Raw genomic sequence first — 18,281 nt, 5'->3', positions numbered from 1 at the left:
TGGCTGTTTCTGAACAGACATTTACCAACGAAGACGGGTGTTGATTATTCCATCTAATCTGCATGAAGTTAGAAACTGGGCTTCTGAATACGACCGTGGGCAGCCAGAAAAAAATCCTGCCGCAGGATCAGCTACGGCAGGCTTGCCACATGGGCGGGTGACTTAAGACGAGCGGCCATAGGGATAGTCATTCGGCTGCGGCGCACTCACTGCATTGAGTTTAGCCGTCGCCGCCTCGTCAAGGTCAAGGTCAGCCGCACCGAGGTTGTCCTGCAGCTGTTCCATTGTCCGGGCACCGATTATGCTGGACGATACGCCGGGCCGGTTTGTGACCCAGCTAAGCGAGACCTGGCTCGGAGTTGAGCCGATATCGCCGGCGATCTGGCGAACGGTCTCGATGGTGTTCCAGTTGCGATCGGCGGCATAGAGTTCTTTGCCCATATGCGCGATCATCGAGCCGCCCTTGGCGAGGCGCGTTTCCCCGGCAGGCTCAGCCTCGCGGTGGTATTTTCCGCTCAGGAACCCTGCAGCCAACGGTGACCACGGGAGTATACCAATGCCATTGTGGAGTGCTGCCGGAACCACCTCGTATTCGATCTCTCGATAGACAAGGTTGTACTGCTGTTGCAGCGTGATCGGTACTTGCAGGCCCATTGCCCGAGCGGTAGACAGCACCAGTTGCAGCTGCCACCCCGTGAAATTGGAGAGACCGACGTAGTGGATCTTGCCGGCGCGTGCCGCTGCATCCAGGAAGGAAAGCGTTTCCTCCACCGGGGTCAATGGATCCCATCCATGCATCTGGTAGAGGTCGATCGCCTCGACACCCAAACGTCGCAGCGACGTATTGAGTGCACGGTGCAGGTGAGGACGCGAGGTGCCCGCGTCGTTGACGTCCGGTCCGGTACCGAAGCGGGCCTTGGTAGCGACCAACAACCGATCGGTCTTGTCCTTCCGGCCTGTACGCCACCGGCCCAACAAATCTTCCGACGCCCCTCCGCCATAAACGTCGGCGGTGTCGATCATGTTTCGAGGTAGGCATCCAGGATCGCAAAGGCTTCCTTCTCGGGCGTCTCAGTCCCAAACCCCATCGTGCCCAGAATAAGGTTGGATACTGACGCTCCCGAATTGCCGAGTTTCCGATACTTCATAGAGAGCTCCTTGTTTTGCTCGTAGGATTTGAGACCGCAACGCTGCAACCAAGGCTGCGATCTATGCCCGCTATGTATGCTTAGAAACGGGGGGGATTAGACCGCAAAAACTGCATAGGGCTATCGATGCCATTTCTGAAACAAGCAGTACTCCTTGGCAAAGAAGGTTTGCCCGGCCGTCCTATGGCATCAGGCAGCCGCCTATGCGCGGGTTCTGCCTGAGCCGTGAGATTCAGATCAGACCACCATTCGCGAGAATCGTCTGGCCGTTCACCCACATGCCGTCTGACGAGCACAAGGCAGCGACGACATTCGCAATGTCCTCCGGTTCACCGAGTCGATGATGCGGCGTGCGTTGGACAAAACCGGCAATCGCCTGCGCGTTATTCAAGTCCGTGAACAGCGTGGTATTGACCGGACCCGGCGCTATCGCGTTGACGGAAATCATGCGCCCTGCCAGTTCCTTGGCCAGGACATTGGCATAGATCTCCTGCGCGGCCTTGGTGGCTCCATAGGGCCCGGAGGCGGGTAGTCTCGCGTGCGCGACGGTGGAAGACAACGTGATGATGCGACCGTTGTTACGAACGCGCCGTGCAGCTTCGCGCATTGTGTAAAAGCCGCCTTTCATGTTGACGTCAACCAATCGATTGAAGTTTTCATCCGTCATGTCGCTCATGGGTGTCTGACGAATGATCCCCGCATTTGCGACAACAACGTCGACGCCACCGAAAGCCTTATCGTTTTCGTCAAAAAGTCGGCGCACCGCGTCGGGGTCGCTTATGTCTGCCTGGACCGCGATTGCTTTTCCGCCTGCACTCTCGATGTCGCGCACGACCGCATCGGCGAGATCGCGGTTCACAACGAAGTTCACGGTCACCGTGTATCCCTCGCGCCCAAGACGCTTGGCCACAGCGGCGCCGATTCCACGGGACGATCCTGTCACGATGGCCGCTTTTCCGGTGCCGCCGCGAGCGGTCTGCGCAGAGGCCGTTTCCACAACTACGCCCGCCGCCAGCGGAGCGATCGCTACGGCGCTCAGGAGGCCGCGACGCGACATGGATGCCTGAGGTTGATCGTGGTTCTGATCGGTCATGGTGCTTTCACTTTCCTGGGTGTTTAGGTTTTTTGAATCTGGCGATTGACATCGCAGAACGCTGCGATGCGGTCGCCGCTTCGAGCGCTCTAGGCAAGGGAACGAGGGGCTTGGACTGGAATAAGCGCAATGGCTTTGCATGAGGTTAGAAGGCCGGTTTCTGACTAGCGGCGATTCTTGCCCGAACGTCTTTTCCGCCCCTCGATCTTCGCGGCGGTACAGCTTTGAGAGCGCATCGACTGTCCGAATTCGAAGCCCCTATTGGCTTAGTTGTCCTTGCCAACTTCGAAAGTCGAACCGGCAGGATCGGTCTTCACTGTCCACTTGCCGCTCACCCGGAACGCGGAGGCCGTCCCGTAGCTATCTTCCATGAACTGGAAAAACACGATCTTGCCGTCGCGGACCTTGGCGCGAATAGCTAGGGGTGACGTAACGACAATCCCGGTTGCTTTGGCGCGATAGGTGAACTGGCCGAAGACGGCAACATTCTCACCTTCTCCAAATATGTCGAGAACCTTGAAGTCCTCCAGTGTTCCAAATTGCTGAACCCGCATAATCGCGTTGCTGTAGGCTTCTGGCCCCTTCTGGGTTCCGACCCACGGTATGATCTGCTTGAGTTCCGGGTTGTCGAAGTTCAACGAAATGTACGTAGCATCGGGAGCGACCAGACGCTTGGCAGCTGCCTCGACCTTGTCGGCACCGGTGTTGTTGAGGAAGTCGGCGACGGTCCCGACGTTGTCGGATACGTCGGCTTTGTTTTCCTGGGCTACCGCGGCTGGCGCAGCCATCATGGCAGCAGTCGATACTGCTCCGGCCGTGGCAACTGCCAGAACAAGGCCAAAGCCGAGATTTTTAAAGTTGGACATCGATGTCTCCATATCGTTGCGATCGTCAGATCGATGGCGCCAAGACACTTGAAGTGTAATGGACCACATTCCGGCATCCGGTGATGCAGTGGTAGGACGAATAGATCCAAACTCATCGATTGATAATCTGGGCGATGTTCGCTTTAATAGTGCCATGGCGGAACAAATCGGAATAGACCGACTGACAGGTATCATAGCGTTTGCTCGTGCCGCATCGCTTGGCAGTTACACCGCTGCCGCTCGCTCCCTATCGAGTTCTCCCTCGGCGATCAGCAAGAGCGTGCAGCGCCTGGAGGAACGGCTAGGAGTCCGGCTCTTCAGCCGCACTACGCGCTCTTTGACCCTGACTTCTGAAGGGCTTGCACTTCATGAACGGGCGTTACGCCTGTTGCAGCAGGCCGAGGAAATCGAACAGGCCGCAGCCGCGACACGGGCCGAACCTGCCGGATTGATGAAGATCACCGCGCCTCTTCCGGTTGGAGTGCATCTCATCAGTCCGCATCTCCCGGCGTTCCGGGAGCATTACCCCAAGGTCTCTATCGACCTGCGCTTAGGCGATACCTTCACAGACCTTGTCGAGGAAGGGATCGACGTGGCAATTCGCGTGGGCCAGCCGGTCGATTCACGCCTTATCGCCAGGATACTTGCGCCGAACAGGGTCTGCGCGTTCGCGTCGCCAGCCTACCTCGAGCGGCGTGGCATTCCGACGCGCCCCGAGGACCTCGATGGGCACGACTGCGTCAACTTCCGTTATCAGAGTTCGGGACAGTCAATGCGATGGCCCTTCCGGACCGGTGAGCGGATCCAGGAGATCTTGCCTAACGCCAACATCGTCGTAGACAACAGCGATGCGGTCGTGGCGATCCTCGTGAACGGCGGCGGGATCGGCATTTCGGCGACGTACATTGCCGGTCCGTACGTCGCCCGCGGCGAACTCGTCCCAGTGCTGAAGACCTACTGGATGGACAGGCACCACATAACGGCGCTGTGGCCGGAAAGTCGGCGTGGCAATCCGAACGTAAAGGCGTTCGTTGCGTTTCTCGTCGAGCTTTTCCCAGATCCTACGCCGTGGGATACCGCATTCGCCCTCGCATGAACCGTTGATATACTGGCATAGACTTCACGATCAAGACAATGCCGATCGCAGCTGGCTTGGTCGGCGCGATCGCGCTTTCGGAATGTTCAGCTTGGCCGCCTTGAAGGGCATCGAACTCTCTGCACGTCATTCCGTGAACAGGCGACACGTTATTTGGGTGTTGTAACGTTGTTTCGGCTTAGCGGTTGACTGCCTTCCTCCAGACCGCAATGATCAAACGCATGACAACAACGCTGGCCCGATACCAATCCGTCTGGAGTGCCAACTTTCGCGACCTGTCAGCTTCGGTTACCCGCATGGCGACCCTTGCGCCGTATGGGCGCATCACGACGACGTCGTTGACGATGAAGTCCGGCGGCTGAATGCGTTTTGGCGCAGCTCGAGTGACGACGGCAGGGTGGATCTGATCATTGAAGAAGTGCTGGGTGCGGAGGCGGCCGCTCGCCTCGATCGCTTCGACACAGCCCAGCTTGCCACCGTTCTTCACACCTGCCGTCAACATGCCACCGCAAGTGCTGCGGGCAGAGCCCTGTTTGCGAAGTCGCGACTGGAGAAAAAGAGTAGCAACGATGCCGATCGCCTGAGTAAATATCTCGCACGCTTCAGCCTCAGATTCGAGGACATTAGGAAAACCGGATAAAGGCTTGTGGTAACCGGTGTTCCACTCCCACGTTGCCCTGTCTGGGCTAATCTATGATCGGCTTTCCATGGACGAGCAACGGGAGTTTCTCCATGGAGAGTACATTGGAGGTTTTCACGACCAGGAAGTCTAGGCGTGAGGTTCACCTATCGAACGCCTTCTGGAGCAAAGCACACGTTCCACTTGATGCCGCTATTTAACGCATTATTGCTTCAATGTCACAGCCGAAGGAACCTCTCAGCCGAGGCCTTCTCCAATCCTGCATTCACGCCAGAGCTACTGTACGCTGCAAATCTACGATGTTGCCTCATCAATCACACGCCCCATGGCATATGACGGCTGGTAACCTGGCAACACGTTGCCAGTGGGTCTGATGGAACGAATCAACGCGTCTCGGGACTTGCCTAGGATTGCACCTGCTTTTCGCAAGCCAAAAACGTAAGGACCCACGTCAGCAGGCAGTGAATTGAGCGACAATCCCAACTCTTTATCGGAAAGATGGGCGACAGATGCTGCCAGTTCAGCGACCTTCCTTTCCATCGCCACGTATTCCTTCGTCAGGAGGAGTACGATGTTGTCAAAATCGCTCCAAAACTCTTCCGGCAAATCACGACGAATCGCGGCCATGTCGTCCCCAGCGGCCATTGCTTCCCACATTGCCAACGGCGTGCAGCGTGAGATCAACGCATGGATACGACGGTACTCGGAGCCTTTGAGTTTGAGGCGCAAGCCATTTGTGAATCTAACGACAAATCCCTCGTTGTCGCGTGGGAGCGTTGCAGTATGGAGCATCATGTCCGCCATATTCCCGAACTCATGGCGTTCGGCCGCACGCCATCCCAACGCTTGGCTGGTCGTTCGAACCTCGTCGTAGGTTACTTCAAGACCTGAAGCGTGGTAGGCCGCCAACATCACCATGGCAGGCTTCGCATATCGCACGACAATTCTGTTTTCCGGATATACCGCCTCGAACAGATATGTCGTATCCGGCGACAGACCGGAGAGATCATGGGCATCCAAGCGTGCTTGAGCCCATAGGGCCTGTTCGGAGTCGAACGCGCCTTTGGTGGCTGCGTGCCAACGGCCAACATCATTGAACACGATTATCAGACTACCATCGAGCTTTTCGAACGCCTCAAACGGCAGATCGGGTACTTCGCCATGCCGCTCGCCGGCATTGAAAAACTTCGGAAACGGCGTGGCAACGACCCGACCAGCGCCCTCGTCCACAATGAGACCGCGAGCGATCAGCGAAAACTGATCCCAACCATCCTCATATACGCACCGGGGGGTATAGATGTAGAGCTGTAAAGTACCGGTTGAATTCTGACGGCGATGGACATGGCCGAGCCCTTGGGCTCGCTTCAAGCCAGCGATAAGGTCGGGAAACGGGATTTGGCGTGCAGGGTGTATCGGGTCGTTCATCTTTTCACGGCACCCACTTTTATCGCCTTCAGAATTAATTTTGGCTGAATTTATCAATTGTTCAGCCGTTCCACGCCGTCAAACGCGATTTGCTAATAGATTTGATTGTCCGCTCTGATGGATGCAACGCCTATTGGGTTCGGACCCAACACAGCCTTTGCCAATGATTTCGCTACTGGCGTTCGCGATCCTCGCGTCGAAGCGTGAATCCGATTCGAGATAACGGCTCGATCAATCATGCTCAAAGAATTTATCTCGCGGCATTATCTAGGCTGCCACAAGGTGTGATTGGGGCACCGCTTACCATCTGCTCCATCGTCAGTCCCTAAAAATTTCGCCGCCATCCTCTCCGCTGTAGCGAATTCTCGTGTTGGCTCGACGGTCAACGGTTGCGTGCCACCGCGCCGGAAAGTTGAACCTTCCAGCTATTTCGCTCAATCGTCGATCTTTGTGCCGGCACGGCCCTTACGCGCCGTCCCTCTCGGCGCTCGCCGCCATATGCTTGAGTTCGTCCCAGAGGCTTTCGGCGAAGCTGCGCAGGACCGTGAGTTCGAAGCTGTCGTCGCCGGTGCGGACGATCTGCACGGAGAGGTGACCGACCATCGTCATCGCCGAACTGCCTTCCGGGAAGACCGCAGGATCGAGATCGACGGCGGTGCCTTTTGACAGCAGCAGCCGCGAAGACCGGCCGGAAACGCCGATGCGGACGCGTCCGTGGCTCTGGTCCATGACGAAGGCTTTTCCGGCAAGCGCGGCCATAAGAGTATTGAGACCTGCTGAAGTAAGCGGCTCGTCGCCGGCGACGAACCATTGGCGGAAGCCGGCCTTGCGGATCGAACTGTTTGCAAAGCCGGCTTTGACCAGTTCGGCGGCAAGTGCCGCAGGCTCGATCGTGCCGAGTACGTGCAGCAGATGGCCCTCGGGCAAGGCTTCCAGCCGGATGCCTGCCTCTGAGATACCGGCATATGCTGCCCCGGCGAGAACCGGTCTGTGCTGAGGAAGATCAAGCATGGAGCTTCTCGTTTTCGGGATCGACAAAGACGGGATGGCAGAGCACCGCATCGGCGAATTCGTTGCGCAGGCCGTTCCAGACTGTCACCTTTTCACCGATACGTTCCGGCCCACGCCTGACCAGCGCCAGGCCGATCGTATGGCCGAGCGTCGGCGAAAAGGCGCTTGATGTGACATAGCCCTGGTCGTTTTCGAGCGTCGCTGCATCACCCTCGGCAAGGATATGCGAGCCGGTGCGGAAGCCGCTTGCCGGATTGAGCGGCTTGACGCCAACGAGGCGCGGGCGTTCGGGATCCTGCAGGCCTTCGCGGGCGAGCATCGCCTTGCCGATGAAATCCGGCTTGGTCGATGACACCATACGGCCGAAGCCGAGATCGCCTGGTGTGACCGTGCCGTTGATTTCGGCATGGGTGACATGGCCTTTCTCGATGCGCAGAACACCGAGCGCTTCGGCGCCATAGGCGCAGATGCCGTGTTTCTCGCCGGATGCCATGACGGCGTCGGCAACGCTCTCACCATAGCCGGCCGGCACGGCAAGTTCGTAGGCGAGTTCGCCCGAGAAGGAGATCCGGAAGAGCCGGCCTTCGAGGCGGCCGCCGAACAGTGAGATCTTTCGGGCGCTCATGAACGGGAAGGCCGCATCGGACAAATCCTCGTCGACGATCTCGGAGAGGATGGCGCGCGACTTCGGTCCGGCAACGGCCATCTGCGCCCATTGATCGGTGGAGGAGGCGAAGCAGACGTCGAGTTCCGGCCAGAGCGTCTGGGCGCAGAATTCGAGATGGGTGAGCACGCCGGCGGCGAGCGCCGTCGTCGTCGTCATGAAGAAATGCTCGTCGCTGAAGCGGCTGGTGGTGCCGTCGTCATAGATCAAGCCGTCCTCGCGCAGCATGATGCCGTAACGCGCCTTGCCGACGGCAAGCTTGGAGAAGCCGTTGCAATAGATGCGGTCGAGGAAGGCCGCGGCATCGCGGCCGAAGATTTCGATCTTGCCAAGGGTCGAGACGTCGCAGAGGCCCGCATTTTTGCGGATGTTCAGCACTTCGCGATCGACGCTGTCGCGCCATGTCGCCTCACCTGCGCGCGGGAACCAGGAGGACCGGTACCAGAGGCCGGTTTCGACGAAGACGGCGCCGTTCTTCTTAGCCCAGCCGTGCAGCGGCGATTTGCGGCCCGGCTGGAAATGTTTGCCGCGCGATGTTCCGGTCAAGGCGCCGAAAGAGACCGGCGTATAGAAGGGCCGGAAGGTCGTCGTTCCCACCTCGGCCGGCGACACGCCGCGCGCCTCGGCCAGGATGCCGATGGCGTTGATGTTGGACAGCTTGCCCTGGTCGGTCGCCATGCCTGATGTCGTATACCGCTTGGCGAGTTCGACATGGCCATAGCCTTCGCGGACGGCGAGGCCGAGGTCCTTGAGATGCACATCGTTCTGATAGTCGACGAAAGCCTTGCCCTTCGAGCCCTTGACCGACCAGAGCGGCTTTGAGCCTCGAACCGCTTCCGGCGCAGCAGCAAAAGCCGGTTCCGCCGCTGCAAAGCCGATCGCCTTCAGGGCGGCCGCCGCCTTTGCGGCGCCATCGCCGAGGCAGGCAGCGGTTTCAGAAAGGCCGGCAGCCGAGCCGGCAACGGCAAGGCCATCCTGCGCGACCGGCGCCAGAAACGCCGAAGCTTCGTCCGACCATTGCGGCTTCCCAGCACGATGGCAGGCAAGGTGGATGATCGGGCTCCAGCCGCCCGACATGGCAAGCGCATCGGCGTCGATGCGGCGGGTGCCGTTTGCGGTTTCGACGCTGACGCCGTTGAGGCGTTGGCCGCCGAACGCATCGATCACCCGGGCGCTCTTCAGCACTTCGGCGCCGCCTTGCCAGCCTTTGCCGGCATCGGCGCGGCTGTCGACGATCGCCGCGACGACGAGGCCGGCCGCCTCGAGATCGGCGGCGGTGCGGTAAGCGGCATCGTTGGTGGTGAAGATCACCGTGCTTTTGCCCGGCGCCACTGCCTGCCGATTGAGATAGCTGCGCATGGCGCCTGCCATCATCACGCCGGGAATATCGTTGCCGCCGAAGACCAGGGGCCGCTCCTCGGCGCCTGTCGCCAGAATCGCCTGACGGGCGACGATGCGCCACAAGCGTTCGACCGGGCGTTCCGGATCGGGCAGCGCCACATGCTTCTGCACGCGTTCGACGGCGCCGAAGACATTGTCGTCGTACCAGCCGAACACGGTCATGCGCGGCAGGCGGCGTACGTTCGCCAGCCCCTCGAGTTCGGCCAGCAGCTCGCCGAGAAGCGCGTCGGCCGGCTTGCCCTCAACATTGCTGCGGGAAAGCAGGCTGCCGCCGAGTTCGGGGCCTTCGTCGGCGAGGATGACGCGGGCGCCGGCGCGGCCGGCGGTGAGTGCTGCGGCAAGACCGGCGGGACCGGCGCCGATCACCAGCAGATCGCAATGCGCCCAGCATTTCTCGTAGGCATCGGGGTCGGCCTCGTAGGAGGCTCTGCCGAGGCCCGCCGCCTTGCGGATCACCGGCTCGTAAAGCTTTTCCCAGAGTGCTGCCGGCCACATGAAGGTCTTGTAGTAGAAGCCGGCGCTGAGGAAAGGCGAGAGCAGCCCGTTGACGGCGCCGACATCGAAACCGAGCGAGGGCCAGCGGTTCTGGCTCTTGGCCGCCAGCCCCTCGTAAAGCTCGATCATCGTCGCGCGCGTATTCGGTTCGGTGCGCCCGCCGCTGCCAGTCGTCACCAACGCGTTCGGTTCGGCAGCCCCGGCCGTCAGAATGCCGCGCGGGCGATGATATTTAAAACTGCGGCCGACGAGCTGGACGCCGTTGGCAAGCAGCGCCGAGGCGAGCGTATCGCCCGGATGGCCTGCGAGCGGTTTGCCGTCGAAAGTGAAGCCGAGTGTCGTGGCGCGGTCGATGCGGCCGCCGGAGGTAAGACGGAAGCTCGTCATGCCAGATCCCCGCCAAGCTTCGAAAGCGCGGCATCCCTGACGCCATGAACCACATGGGTGACGGTATCACGTTCGACGATCAACCAGCGGCGGCAGCCGGAGGAATGGTGCCAGTATTCGCTGTGGCTGCCACGCGGATTGTCGCGCAGATAGACATAGTCGAACCAGGCCTCCGCACCGGCATCCGGCGCCGGTCGAGCCAAGCCCGCATCGCCGCGGATCGAAAATTCCTCCTTGGGCCGGGCGCCGCAATGGGGACATGAAATCAGGCTTGCCATCGTTAGATGTCCTCAGTGCAGATTGGGCTGGGCGCCGACGCCCTTTTCGTCGATCGGATAGCCGCGGGCGAACCGGTCGAGCCGGAAGGCGCTGGCCGTCTGATGCGGCGAGTTGCGGGCGATCAGATGGGCGTAGCAGAAGCCGGAGGCGGGCGTCGCCTTGAAGCCGCCGTAACACCAGCCGGCATTGAGATAGAGATTGTCTATATGGGTGCGGTCGATGATCGGCGAGCCGTCCATGCTCATGTCCATCACCCCACCCCAGGAGCGCAGGTAACGCACCCGCGACAGGGACGGGATCATCGCCAGCCCGGCTTCGGCGACATGTTCGACCGAGGCCAGATTGCCGCGTTGGGCATAGGAATTATAACCGTCGATATCACCGCCGAAGACGAGGCCGCCCTTGTCCGACTGGGAGACGTAGAAATGGCCGGCGCCGAAGGTGACGACGTTGTCGATGAAGGGTTTCAGCCCTTCGGAGACGAAGGCCTGCAGCACATGGCTTTCGATCGGCAGGCGAAGGCCGGCCATGTCGGCAACGACAGTGGAATTGCCGGCCGCTGCCAGCGCCAGCTTGCCGCAGCCGATGAAACCCCGGCTGGTCTCGACGCCGGTCACCTTACCGTTTTCGCTGCGGATGCCGGTTACTTCGCACTGGGTGATGATGTCGACGCCACGGCTGTCGGCGCCGCGCGCATAACCCCAGGCGACCGCATCGTGGCGCACCGTGCCGCCGCGCGGTTGGTACAAAGCACCCATCACCGGGAAACGGGCATTGTCGAAATCGAGGAAGGGCAGTTTTTTGCGCACCGCCTGCCGGTCGAGAAGCTCGGCGTCGACGCCGTGCAGCCGCATGGCGTTGCCGCGGCGCGTATAGGCGTCGCGCTGCGCATCGGAATGGAAGAGGTTGAGGACGCCGCGCTGCGAGACCATGGCGTTGAAGTTGAAGTCCTGCTCCAAGCCTTCCCAAAGCTTCATCGACAGTTCGTAGAAGGGATTGTTGCCGGGCAGCAGGTAGTTCGAGCGAATGATCGTCGTGTTCCTGCCGATGTTACCGGAGCCGAGATAGCCCTTTTCAAGGACGGCGACATTGGTGATGCCGAATTCCTTGGCGAGATAATAGGCGGTGGCAAGGCCGTGACCGCCGCCGCCGACGATGATGACGTCGTAATGCGGCTTCGGCGCCGGATCGCGCCAGGCGGGCGCCCAGCTTTTATTGCCGCGAAGGCCGTTTAAGAAGATCGAAAGAGCGGAATAGCGCATGGGTCAATCCGAATGGAACGACCGCATGATGCCAGAAAGGTGACGCACGACTTGCGCAATTAGGACATGAATGGTTAGAAAAGAGACATGTCCTCATCCGATAACCGAAATGTTCAGGAAATCGGCTTCATCCTGATCCCGGGATTTGCGCTGATGTCCTATGCCTCGGCGAGCGAACCGCTCAGGGCGGCAAACCTCCTGGCCGGGCGCGAAATCTATCACCTGTCGATCTTTTCGCCGGACGGGGAGCCGGCGCGCTCCTCTTCGGGCGTAAGCGTGCCCGCCGAACCGCTTCCGGCCAGGGGTTCCGGCCTCGGCACGGCCTTCGTCTGCGCCGGCGGCTTGCCGCGCGACTGGCGTTATCCCGGCGTGCTTGCCTGTCTGCGGCAGCTGGCGCGCGAGGGTGTGAGGATCGGCGGCATTTCGGGCGGCCCCTATCTGATGGCCGCGGCCGGACTGCTGGCCGGCCGCGATTTTACCATCCACTGGGAACATGCGGCCGCCCTTCTCGAGGCTTTTCCCGATCTGTCGCCACGCCAGGCGCGCTTCATGATCGACGGTAACCGGATCACCTGCGGCGGCGGCATCGCGCCGCTCGACATGATGCATGTGCTGATCGCCGAGCGCATGGGACCGGATTTTGCCCGCCGCGTCAGCGACTGGTATCTTCACACAGAGGTCAACGCGCCCGCCGCCCCCCAGCGCGCCTCGCTCGCCGAGCGCTATGGCGTCCACCATCCAGGGCTGCTCAGCGTTCTCGAACGGATGGAGGAGACGATCGAAATGCCGCTCGACCGCGCCGCCATGGCGCGCATCGCCGGCGTCACCGTCCGCCATCTCGACCGGCTCTTTTCCGCCCATCTTAAGACCAGCTTCCTCGATCAGTACCACAGGATCAGGCTGCAGCATGCCCATCGCCTGCTGAAGCAGAGCCCGCTTTCCGTCTCGGAGATCGCCGTTGCCACCGGCTTTTCCAGTCTCAGCCACTTTTCCCGGATGTTCCGCGCCGTCTACGGCATCGCTCCGCGCGAGGCGCGGCGGGAATAGGTTTTCTTCACGGTTGAGAAAATTTCACTAGGGCGATAGGGTTGCCTCTGAACAACGCGAAGGCGGCAGCATGAAACCCAAGCTTGAAGCGGCGAAGCAACTGGAACAGGCGCATAGCGAACGCGCTGCCTTTTCCCAGGATCCGCACGCTGTTCGCGAGCCGAAGGAAAACAACCTCGAAATGGCGATCGGCCATGAGGTGCGCGCCTACCGCAAGAAACTCGGCATCACGGTCACCGATCTGGCGGCCGCGACCGGCATTTCGCTCGGCATGCTGTCGAAGATCGAGAACGGCAACATCTCCCCGTCGCTGACGACGCTGCAATCGCTGTCGCGGGCGCTCGGCGTGCCGATGACCGCCTTTTTCCGCCGCTTTGAGGAACCGCGTAATGCCGTCTTCGTCAAGGCGGGGCAGGGCATCGAACTCGAACGGCGCGGCACGCGCGCCGGCCATCAATATAATCTGCTCGGCCATATCGACAATAATACCAGCGGCGTCATCGTCGAACCCTATCTCATCACGCTGACCGCCGATTCCGACACCTTCCCGACCTTTCAGCACGAGGGCATGGAATTTCTCTACATGCTCGAAGGCGAGGTTATCTACCGCCATGGCGATCAGCTTTTCCAGATGCAGCCGGGCGACAGCCTGTTCTTCGATGCCGATGCGCCGCATGGGCCGGAGCAGCTGGTGGAACTGCCGAGCAAATACCTCTCGATCATCAGCTATCCCCAGCAGAACTCCAGAAGCTGACTTGCCTTAAAAGAAAAATTTATTCTTCCTAGTTGAAGTCCTGAAATAGTCCTGCTAGTCCTTTCTCACCATGAACGGAGGCACACGCTATGTGCGGCATTGTTGGATTGTTCCTCAAGGACAAGAGCCTTGAACCTCAGCTGGGAAATCTGCTCTCGGATATGCTGATCACCATGACGGATCGCGGACCGGACTCAGCCGGAATCGCAATCTATGGCGGCTCCACCGAGGGAAAAGCGAAGATTACCATCCAGTCCGCCAACCCCAGCGTGGACTTCGAAGGCCTCGCCGGTGATCTTGCGAAGGCCGGCATCAGAGCCGAGGTGTCGATCAAGAGCACGCATGCGGTCATCGAGCTGGATGCCTCCAAGCTTGGAACCGTGCGCAAGGCGCTCGAAGAGATCCGTCCGACGGTCCGCCTGATGGGATCGGGCGAAAGCGTCGAAATTTACAAGGAAATCGGTCTTCCGAAAGACGTCGTGAAGCGGTTCGATGTCCGCGCCATGAGCGGCAGCCACGGCATCGGCCATACCCGCATGGCGACGGAATCCGCGGTCACCACGCTCGGCGCTCATCCGTTCTCGACCGGCGCCGACCAGTGCCTGGTGCACAACGGCTCGCTGTCCAACCACAACAACCTGCGCCGCGAACTGGTTCGCGAAGGCATGACCTTCGAGACGCAGAACGATTCCGAAGTCGCCGCCGCCTATCTGACGGCCGAAATGGCCAAGGGCAAGGATCTCGGTGAGGCCCTGACCGGGGCGCTCGACGATCTCGACGGTTTCTTCACCTTCGTCGTCGGCACCAAGTCCGGCTTCGGGGTGGTGCGCGACCCGATCGCCTGCAAGCCCGCCGTCATGGCCGAGACCGACCAATATGTCGCCTTCGGCTCGGAATACCGCGCGCTGGTCAACCTTCCCGGCATCGAGAACGCCCGTGTCTGGGAGCCGGAGCCGGCCACCGTTTACTTCTGGGATCACGACAAGGCCGCCTGAGGGGCGCCTGAATGCAGGAGCGGGTCAGACCGTCTCCCGGACCAACGAGGATGCAATGCCGACATTCGATCTTTCCAACACCCCTCTTCGCGAACTGAACAGCGCGCTGCACGCCCTTTCCAAAGGTGCCAACGACACTGAATTCGAGGTCATCAACCCGCGCGGCAGCCATTCCGTTGCCGTCGGTATCGACAGCCCCGTCACGGTCGCTGTCAAAGGATCGGTCGGTTATTACTGCGCCGGCATGAATGACGGCGGCAGGGTCACGGTCCACGGTTCGGCCGGTCCGGGCGTTGCCGAAAACATGATGTCGGGCACTGTCGTCATCGAGGGCGACGCCAGCCAGTATGCCGGCGCCACCGGCCGCGGCGGCCTGCTCGTCATCAAGGGCAATGCAGCGTCGCGCTGCGGCATTTCGATGAAGGGCATCGACATCGTCGTTCATGGCAGCATCGGCCACATGTCGGCCTTCATGGGCCAGTCCGGCCATCTCGTCGTGCTCGGCGACGCCGGCGAAGCGCTGGGGGATTCGCTCTACGAAGCCAAGCTTTTTGTCCGCGGCGAGGTCAAGAGCCTGGGATCCGACTGCATCGAGAAAGAGATGCGGCCGGAGCATCTGGAAAAGCTTGCCGAGCTGCTCGACAAAGCAGGCGTGACGGACGTCAGGCCCGAAGAGTTCAAGCGCTACGGCTCGGCTCGCAAGCTCTACAATTTCAACATCGACAACGCCGACGCGTACTGAGGCGAGGGACCCCCATGAGCTATCACAATCCTTATACCCCGCCACGCAAGTCCGCGACCTTCGATGACTATACGCTTGCCGAAATCCGCCGCGCGGCGGCGACTGGTATCTATGACATCCGCGGCGCCGGCACCAAGCGCAAGGTTCCGCATTTCGACGATCTGCTGTTTCTCGGCGCCTCGATCTCGCGCTACCCGCTCGAAGGTTATCGGGAAAAGTGCGACACGACAGTCGTGCTCGGCTCACGTTTCGCCAAGAAGCCGATCACGCTCAAGACGCCGATCACCATTGCCGGCATGAGCTTCGGCGCGCTGTCCGGCAACGCCAAGGAGGCGCTCGGCCGCGGTGCGACCATCGCCGGCACCTCGACCACGACAGGCGACGGCGGCATGACCGATGAGGAACGCGGCCATTCGCAAACGCTGGTCTACCAATACCTGCCCTCCCGCTACGGCATGAATCCGAAGGACCTGCGCCGCGCCGATGCCATCGAAGTCGTGGTTGGCCAAGGCGCCAAGCCCGGCGGCGGCGGCATGCTGCTCGGCCAGAAGATCTCCGACCGCGTTGCCAATATGCGCAACCTGCCAAAGGGCATCGACCAGCGCTCGGCCTGCCGCCATCCGGACTGGACCGGCCCCGATGATCTGGAAATCAAGATCATGGAGCTGCGCGAAATCACCGATTGGGAAAAGCCGATCTACGTCAAGGTCGGTGGCGCGCGTCCCTATTACGACACCGCTCTTGCCGTGAAGGCCGGCGCCGACGTCGTCGTGCTCGACGGCATGCAGGGCGGCACGGCGGCAACGCAGGATGTCTTCATCGAGAATGTCGGCATGCCGACACTCGCCTGCATTCGTCCGGCGGTCCAGGCGTTGCAGGATCTCGGCATGCATCGGAAGGTGCAGCTGATCGTTTCGGGCGGCATCCGCTCGGGCGCCGACGTCGCCAAGGCGCTGGCGCTCGGCGCCGACGCGGTCGCGATCGGCACGGCGGCACTCGTCGCCATCGGCGATAACGATCCGCACTGGGAAGAAGAATATCAAAAGCTCGGCACGACCGCCGGCGCCTATGACGACTGGCATGAAGGCAAGGATCCGGCCGGCATCACCACCCAGGATCCGGAGCTCGCAAAGCGCCTCGACCCGATTGCGGCCGGTCGCCGCCTTGCCAACTACCTCAAGGTCATGACGCTCGAGGCGCAGACGATCGCGCGTGCCTGCGGCAAGAACCACCTCCATAACCTCGAGCCGGAAGACCTCGTTGCATTGACGATCGAGGCATCGGCCATGGCGCAAGTGCCGCTCGCCGGCACCAACTGGATCCCCGGCAAGACCGGTTTTTAAGAAAACACCAGCCGGGCGCGTTTGGGAGGATGCGGCCGGCTTCATCATCAAGTGTCTGAGATCAATACAAGGGGACAAAAGTGACACTGGATCTCTCGCAATACGCCTCCGAAAAAGGCATCAAATATTTCATGATCAGCTACACGGACCTGTTCGGCGCCCAACGCGCCAAGCTGGTCCCGGCGCAAGCCATTGCCGATATGCAGAAAGACGGCGCGGGCTTTGCGGGTTTTGCAACCTGGCTCGATCTGACGCCGGCCCATCCCGACCTGTTCGCGGTTCCCGATGCGTCCTCGGTCATCCAGCTCCCATGGAAGAAAGACGTCGCATGGGTCGCAGCCGACTGCGTCATGGACGATCAGCCCGTCGAACAGGCGCCACGTGTGCTGCTGAAAAAGCTGGTTGCTGAGGCTGCGAAAGAAGGGCTGCGGGTTAAGACCGGCGTGGAGCCCGAGTTCTTTCTGATCTCTGCGGATGGTTCGGTGATTTCGGACCAGTTCGATACCGCCGAAAAACCCTGCTACGATCAGCAGGCCGTGATGCGTCGCTATGATGTCATCGCCGAGATCTGCGACTACATGCTCGAGCTCGGCTGGAAGCCCTATCAGAACGACCACGAGGATGCGAACGGCCAGTTCGAGATGAACTGGGAATATGACGACGTGCTTCAGACCGCAGACAAGCACTCCTTCTTCAAGTTCATGGTCAAGTCGGTCGCCGAAAAGCATGGCCTTCGCGCCACCTTCATGCCGAAGCCCTTCATGGGCCTGACCGGAAACGGCTGCCACGCCCACATCTCGGTTTGGGACATCGATGGCAAGGTCAACGCTTTCGCCGACAAGGAAATGGCCTTTGGGCTCTCGGCTCAGGGCAAGACCTTCCTCGGCGGCATCATGAAACATGCCTCGGCGCTTGCCGCGGTCACCAATCCGACGGTCAATTCCTACAAGCGCATCAATGCGCCGCGCACCACCTCAGGCGCCACCTGGTCGCCGAACACCGTGACCTGGACCGGCAACAACCGCACTCACATGGTGCGCGTGCCGGGACCGGGACGTTTCGAACTGCGCCTGCCTGATGGAGCGGTCAATCCCTATCTGCTGCAGGCGATCATCATTGCCGCCGGCCTTAACGGCATCCGCAGCCAGGCAGACCCCGGCCGCCACTATGATATCGACATGTATGCCGAGGGGCATCTGGTGAAGGACGCCCCGCGCCTGCCGCTCAACCTCCTCGATGCGCTGCGTGCCTATGATGCCGACGAGGGCCTGAAGCAGGCGATGGGGGCGGAATTTTCCGCCGCCTATCTCAAGCTCAAGCATCGGGAATGGAATGCCTACTGCTCGCATTTCACCCAGTGGGAACGCGACAGCACGCTCGACATCTGAGCGGCCGACGGATGTCTTCGAGACCGCCGACACGCCGGGCTGACAAGCTCGGCGTGATCGCATCCTCGGCACTTGATCTCGTGAAGGAAAAGACAGCATGAAAAACGTCGTACTCACCGTATCCTGCAAGTCGACGCGCGGCATCGTGGCGGCGATTTCGAGTTATCTGGCCGACAAGGGCTGCAACATCATCGACAGCTCGCAGTTCGACGATCTCGATACCGGCAAGTTCTTCATGCGCGTCA

Annotated in this window: 15 protein-coding genes and 2 pseudogenes; 9 read left to right on the top strand and 8 right to left on the bottom strand. The window is 60.7% G+C overall.

Features of this window, described 5'->3' with window-relative positions; translation table 11 throughout:
• Window positions 1–162 precede the first annotated feature (162 nt).
• The 3 genes and pseudogenes from GR197_RS28865 to GR197_RS28855 all read right to left on the bottom strand — a co-directional run bounded on the left by GR197_RS28865 (window position 163) and on the right by GR197_RS28855 (window position 3,107).
• Window positions 163–1,148: pseudogene (locus GR197_RS28865) on the bottom strand (aldo/keto reductase).
• Between the two features lie 232 nt (window positions 1,149–1,380).
• On the bottom strand, window positions 1,381–2,241 hold the full coding sequence (locus tag GR197_RS28860; RefSeq protein ID WP_164015828.1) for an SDR family oxidoreductase: 861 nt from the start codon (window positions 2,239–2,241) through the stop codon (window positions 1,381–1,383).
• Between the two features lie 266 nt (window positions 2,242–2,507).
• Entirely contained in the window at window positions 2,508–3,107 is a 600-nt protein-coding gene (locus GR197_RS28855; RefSeq protein WP_246724723.1) for a nuclear transport factor 2 family protein, read from the bottom strand.
• 154 nt (window positions 3,108–3,261) lie between these two features.
• On the opposite strand from GR197_RS28855, the gene GR197_RS28850 reads away from it, so the two are divergent.
• Both GR197_RS28850 and GR197_RS32815 read left to right on the top strand, forming a co-directional pair.
• On the top strand, window positions 3,262–4,203 hold the full coding sequence (locus tag GR197_RS28850) for a LysR family transcriptional regulator (protein ID WP_164015888.1): 942 nt from the start codon (window positions 3,262–3,264) through the stop codon (window positions 4,201–4,203).
• A gap of 245 nt (window positions 4,204–4,448) precedes the next feature.
• Window positions 4,449–4,843: pseudogene (locus GR197_RS32815) on the top strand (sigma 54-dependent transcriptional regulator); the annotation flags it as partial.
• 294 nt (window positions 4,844–5,137) lie between these two features.
• Here the strand turns inward: GR197_RS32815 and GR197_RS28840 are convergent.
• From GR197_RS28840 to GR197_RS28820, 5 genes are all read right to left on the bottom strand, one after another.
• Window positions 5,138–6,268, bottom strand: coding sequence for an RNA ligase (locus GR197_RS28840; RefSeq protein WP_164015826.1), 1,131 nt, complete (start codon window positions 6,266–6,268; stop codon window positions 5,138–5,140).
• A 465-nt stretch (window positions 6,269–6,733) separates the two neighbouring features.
• Complete coding sequence (locus GR197_RS28835) at window positions 6,734–7,279, bottom strand: sarcosine oxidase subunit gamma family protein (RefSeq protein ID WP_164015824.1); 546 nt, start codon at window positions 7,277–7,279, stop codon at window positions 6,734–6,736.
• Window positions 7,272–10,226 carry a sarcosine oxidase subunit alpha family protein gene (locus GR197_RS28830; protein ID WP_164015822.1) on the bottom strand — a complete coding sequence of 985 codons (2,955 nt, stop codon included), beginning with the start codon at window positions 10,224–10,226 and terminating at the stop codon, window positions 7,272–7,274. Before GR197_RS28830 ends, GR197_RS28835 begins: the two co-directional genes overlap by 8 nt.
• Window positions 10,223–10,504, bottom strand: coding sequence for a sarcosine oxidase subunit delta (locus tag GR197_RS28825; RefSeq protein ID WP_003594885.1), 282 nt, complete (start codon window positions 10,502–10,504; stop codon window positions 10,223–10,225). The genes GR197_RS28830 and GR197_RS28825 overlap by 4 nt, the downstream gene beginning before the upstream one ends.
• Window positions 10,505–10,516: 12 nt before the next feature.
• On the bottom strand, window positions 10,517–11,767 hold the full coding sequence (locus tag GR197_RS28820) for a sarcosine oxidase subunit beta family protein (RefSeq protein ID WP_164015820.1): 1,251 nt from the start codon (window positions 11,765–11,767) through the stop codon (window positions 10,517–10,519).
• 87 nt (window positions 11,768–11,854) lie between these two features.
• Here GR197_RS28820 and GR197_RS28815 point away from each other — a divergent pair, with 87 nt between their 5' ends.
• From GR197_RS28815 to GR197_RS28785, 7 genes are all read left to right on the top strand, one after another.
• On the top strand, window positions 11,855–12,814 hold the full coding sequence (locus GR197_RS28815; RefSeq protein WP_164015818.1) for a GlxA family transcriptional regulator: 960 nt from the start codon (window positions 11,855–11,857) through the stop codon (window positions 12,812–12,814).
• Window positions 12,815–12,884: 70 nt separating this feature from the next.
• On the top strand, window positions 12,885–13,568 hold the full coding sequence (locus tag GR197_RS28810) for a helix-turn-helix domain-containing protein (RefSeq protein WP_164015816.1): 684 nt from the start codon (window positions 12,885–12,887) through the stop codon (window positions 13,566–13,568).
• Between the two features lie 89 nt (window positions 13,569–13,657).
• Window positions 13,658–14,563 (top strand): class II glutamine amidotransferase, encoded by a 906-nt coding sequence (locus tag GR197_RS28805; protein ID WP_164015814.1) that lies wholly within the window; start codon window positions 13,658–13,660, stop codon window positions 14,561–14,563.
• Window positions 14,564–14,618: 55 nt separating this feature from the next.
• Entirely contained in the window at window positions 14,619–15,305 is a 687-nt protein-coding gene (locus GR197_RS28800) for a GXGXG domain-containing protein (RefSeq protein ID WP_003594875.1), read from the top strand.
• 14 nt (window positions 15,306–15,319) lie between these two features.
• Entirely contained in the window at window positions 15,320–16,648 is a 1,329-nt protein-coding gene (locus tag GR197_RS28795) for an FMN-binding glutamate synthase family protein (RefSeq protein ID WP_164015812.1), read from the top strand.
• Window positions 16,649–16,728: 80 nt separating this feature from the next.
• Window positions 16,729–18,036: a type III glutamate--ammonia ligase gene (gene glnT / locus GR197_RS28790; RefSeq protein ID WP_012555031.1), complete on the top strand. Its 1,308-nt coding sequence runs from the start codon at window positions 16,729–16,731 to the stop codon at window positions 18,034–18,036.
• A gap of 97 nt (window positions 18,037–18,133) precedes the next feature.
• On the top strand, window positions 18,134–18,281 hold a 148-nt coding region (locus GR197_RS28785), incomplete at its 3' end, for an ACT domain-containing protein (protein WP_164015810.1).

This window comes from Rhizobium phaseoli, from assembly GCF_010668805.1.
Classification (GTDB): Bacteria; Pseudomonadota; Alphaproteobacteria; order Rhizobiales; family Rhizobiaceae; genus Rhizobium; species Rhizobium phaseoli_A.
Note: the sequence above shows the minus strand (reverse complement) of the source record. Positions and strands in the feature narration are given on the sequence as shown.

Bases quoted from the DNA above. Each gene is read 5' to 3' on its own strand.
- GR197_RS28825 (WP_003594885.1), bottom strand. From the start codon at position 10,504: ATGGCAAGCCTGATTTCATGTCCCCATTGCGGCGCCCGGCCCAAGGAG.
- GR197_RS28820 (WP_164015820.1), bottom strand. From the start codon at position 11,767: ATGCGCTATTCCGCTCTTTCGATCTTCTTAAACGGCCTTCGCGGCAAT.
- GR197_RS28815 (WP_164015818.1), top strand. From the start codon at position 11,855: ATGTCCTCATCCGATAACCGAAATGTTCAGGAAATCGGCTTCATCCTG.
- GR197_RS28830 (WP_164015822.1), bottom strand. From the start codon at position 10,226: ATGACGAGCTTCCGTCTTACCTCCGGCGGCCGCATCGACCGCGCCACG.
- GR197_RS28835 (WP_164015824.1), bottom strand. From the start codon at position 7,279: ATGCTTGATCTTCCTCAGCACAGACCGGTTCTCGCCGGGGCAGCATAT.
- GR197_RS28855 (WP_246724723.1), bottom strand. From the start codon at position 3,107: ATGTCCAACTTTAAAAATCTCGGCTTTGGCCTTGTTCTGGCAGTTGCC.
- GR197_RS28860 (WP_164015828.1), bottom strand. From the start codon at position 2,241: ATGACCGATCAGAACCACGATCAACCTCAGGCATCCATGTCGCGTCGC.
- GR197_RS28850 (WP_164015888.1), top strand. From the start codon at position 3,262: ATGGCGGAACAAATCGGAATAGACCGACTGACAGGTATCATAGCGTTT.
- GR197_RS28810 (WP_164015816.1), top strand. From the start codon at position 12,885: ATGAAACCCAAGCTTGAAGCGGCGAAGCAACTGGAACAGGCGCATAGC.
- GR197_RS28805 (WP_164015814.1), top strand. From the start codon at position 13,658: ATGTGCGGCATTGTTGGATTGTTCCTCAAGGACAAGAGCCTTGAACCT.
- GR197_RS28795 (WP_164015812.1), top strand. From the start codon at position 15,320: ATGAGCTATCACAATCCTTATACCCCGCCACGCAAGTCCGCGACCTTC.
- GR197_RS28800 (WP_003594875.1), top strand. From the start codon at position 14,619: ATGCCGACATTCGATCTTTCCAACACCCCTCTTCGCGAACTGAACAGC.
- GR197_RS28840 (WP_164015826.1), bottom strand. From the start codon at position 6,268: ATGAACGACCCGATACACCCTGCACGCCAAATCCCGTTTCCCGACCTT.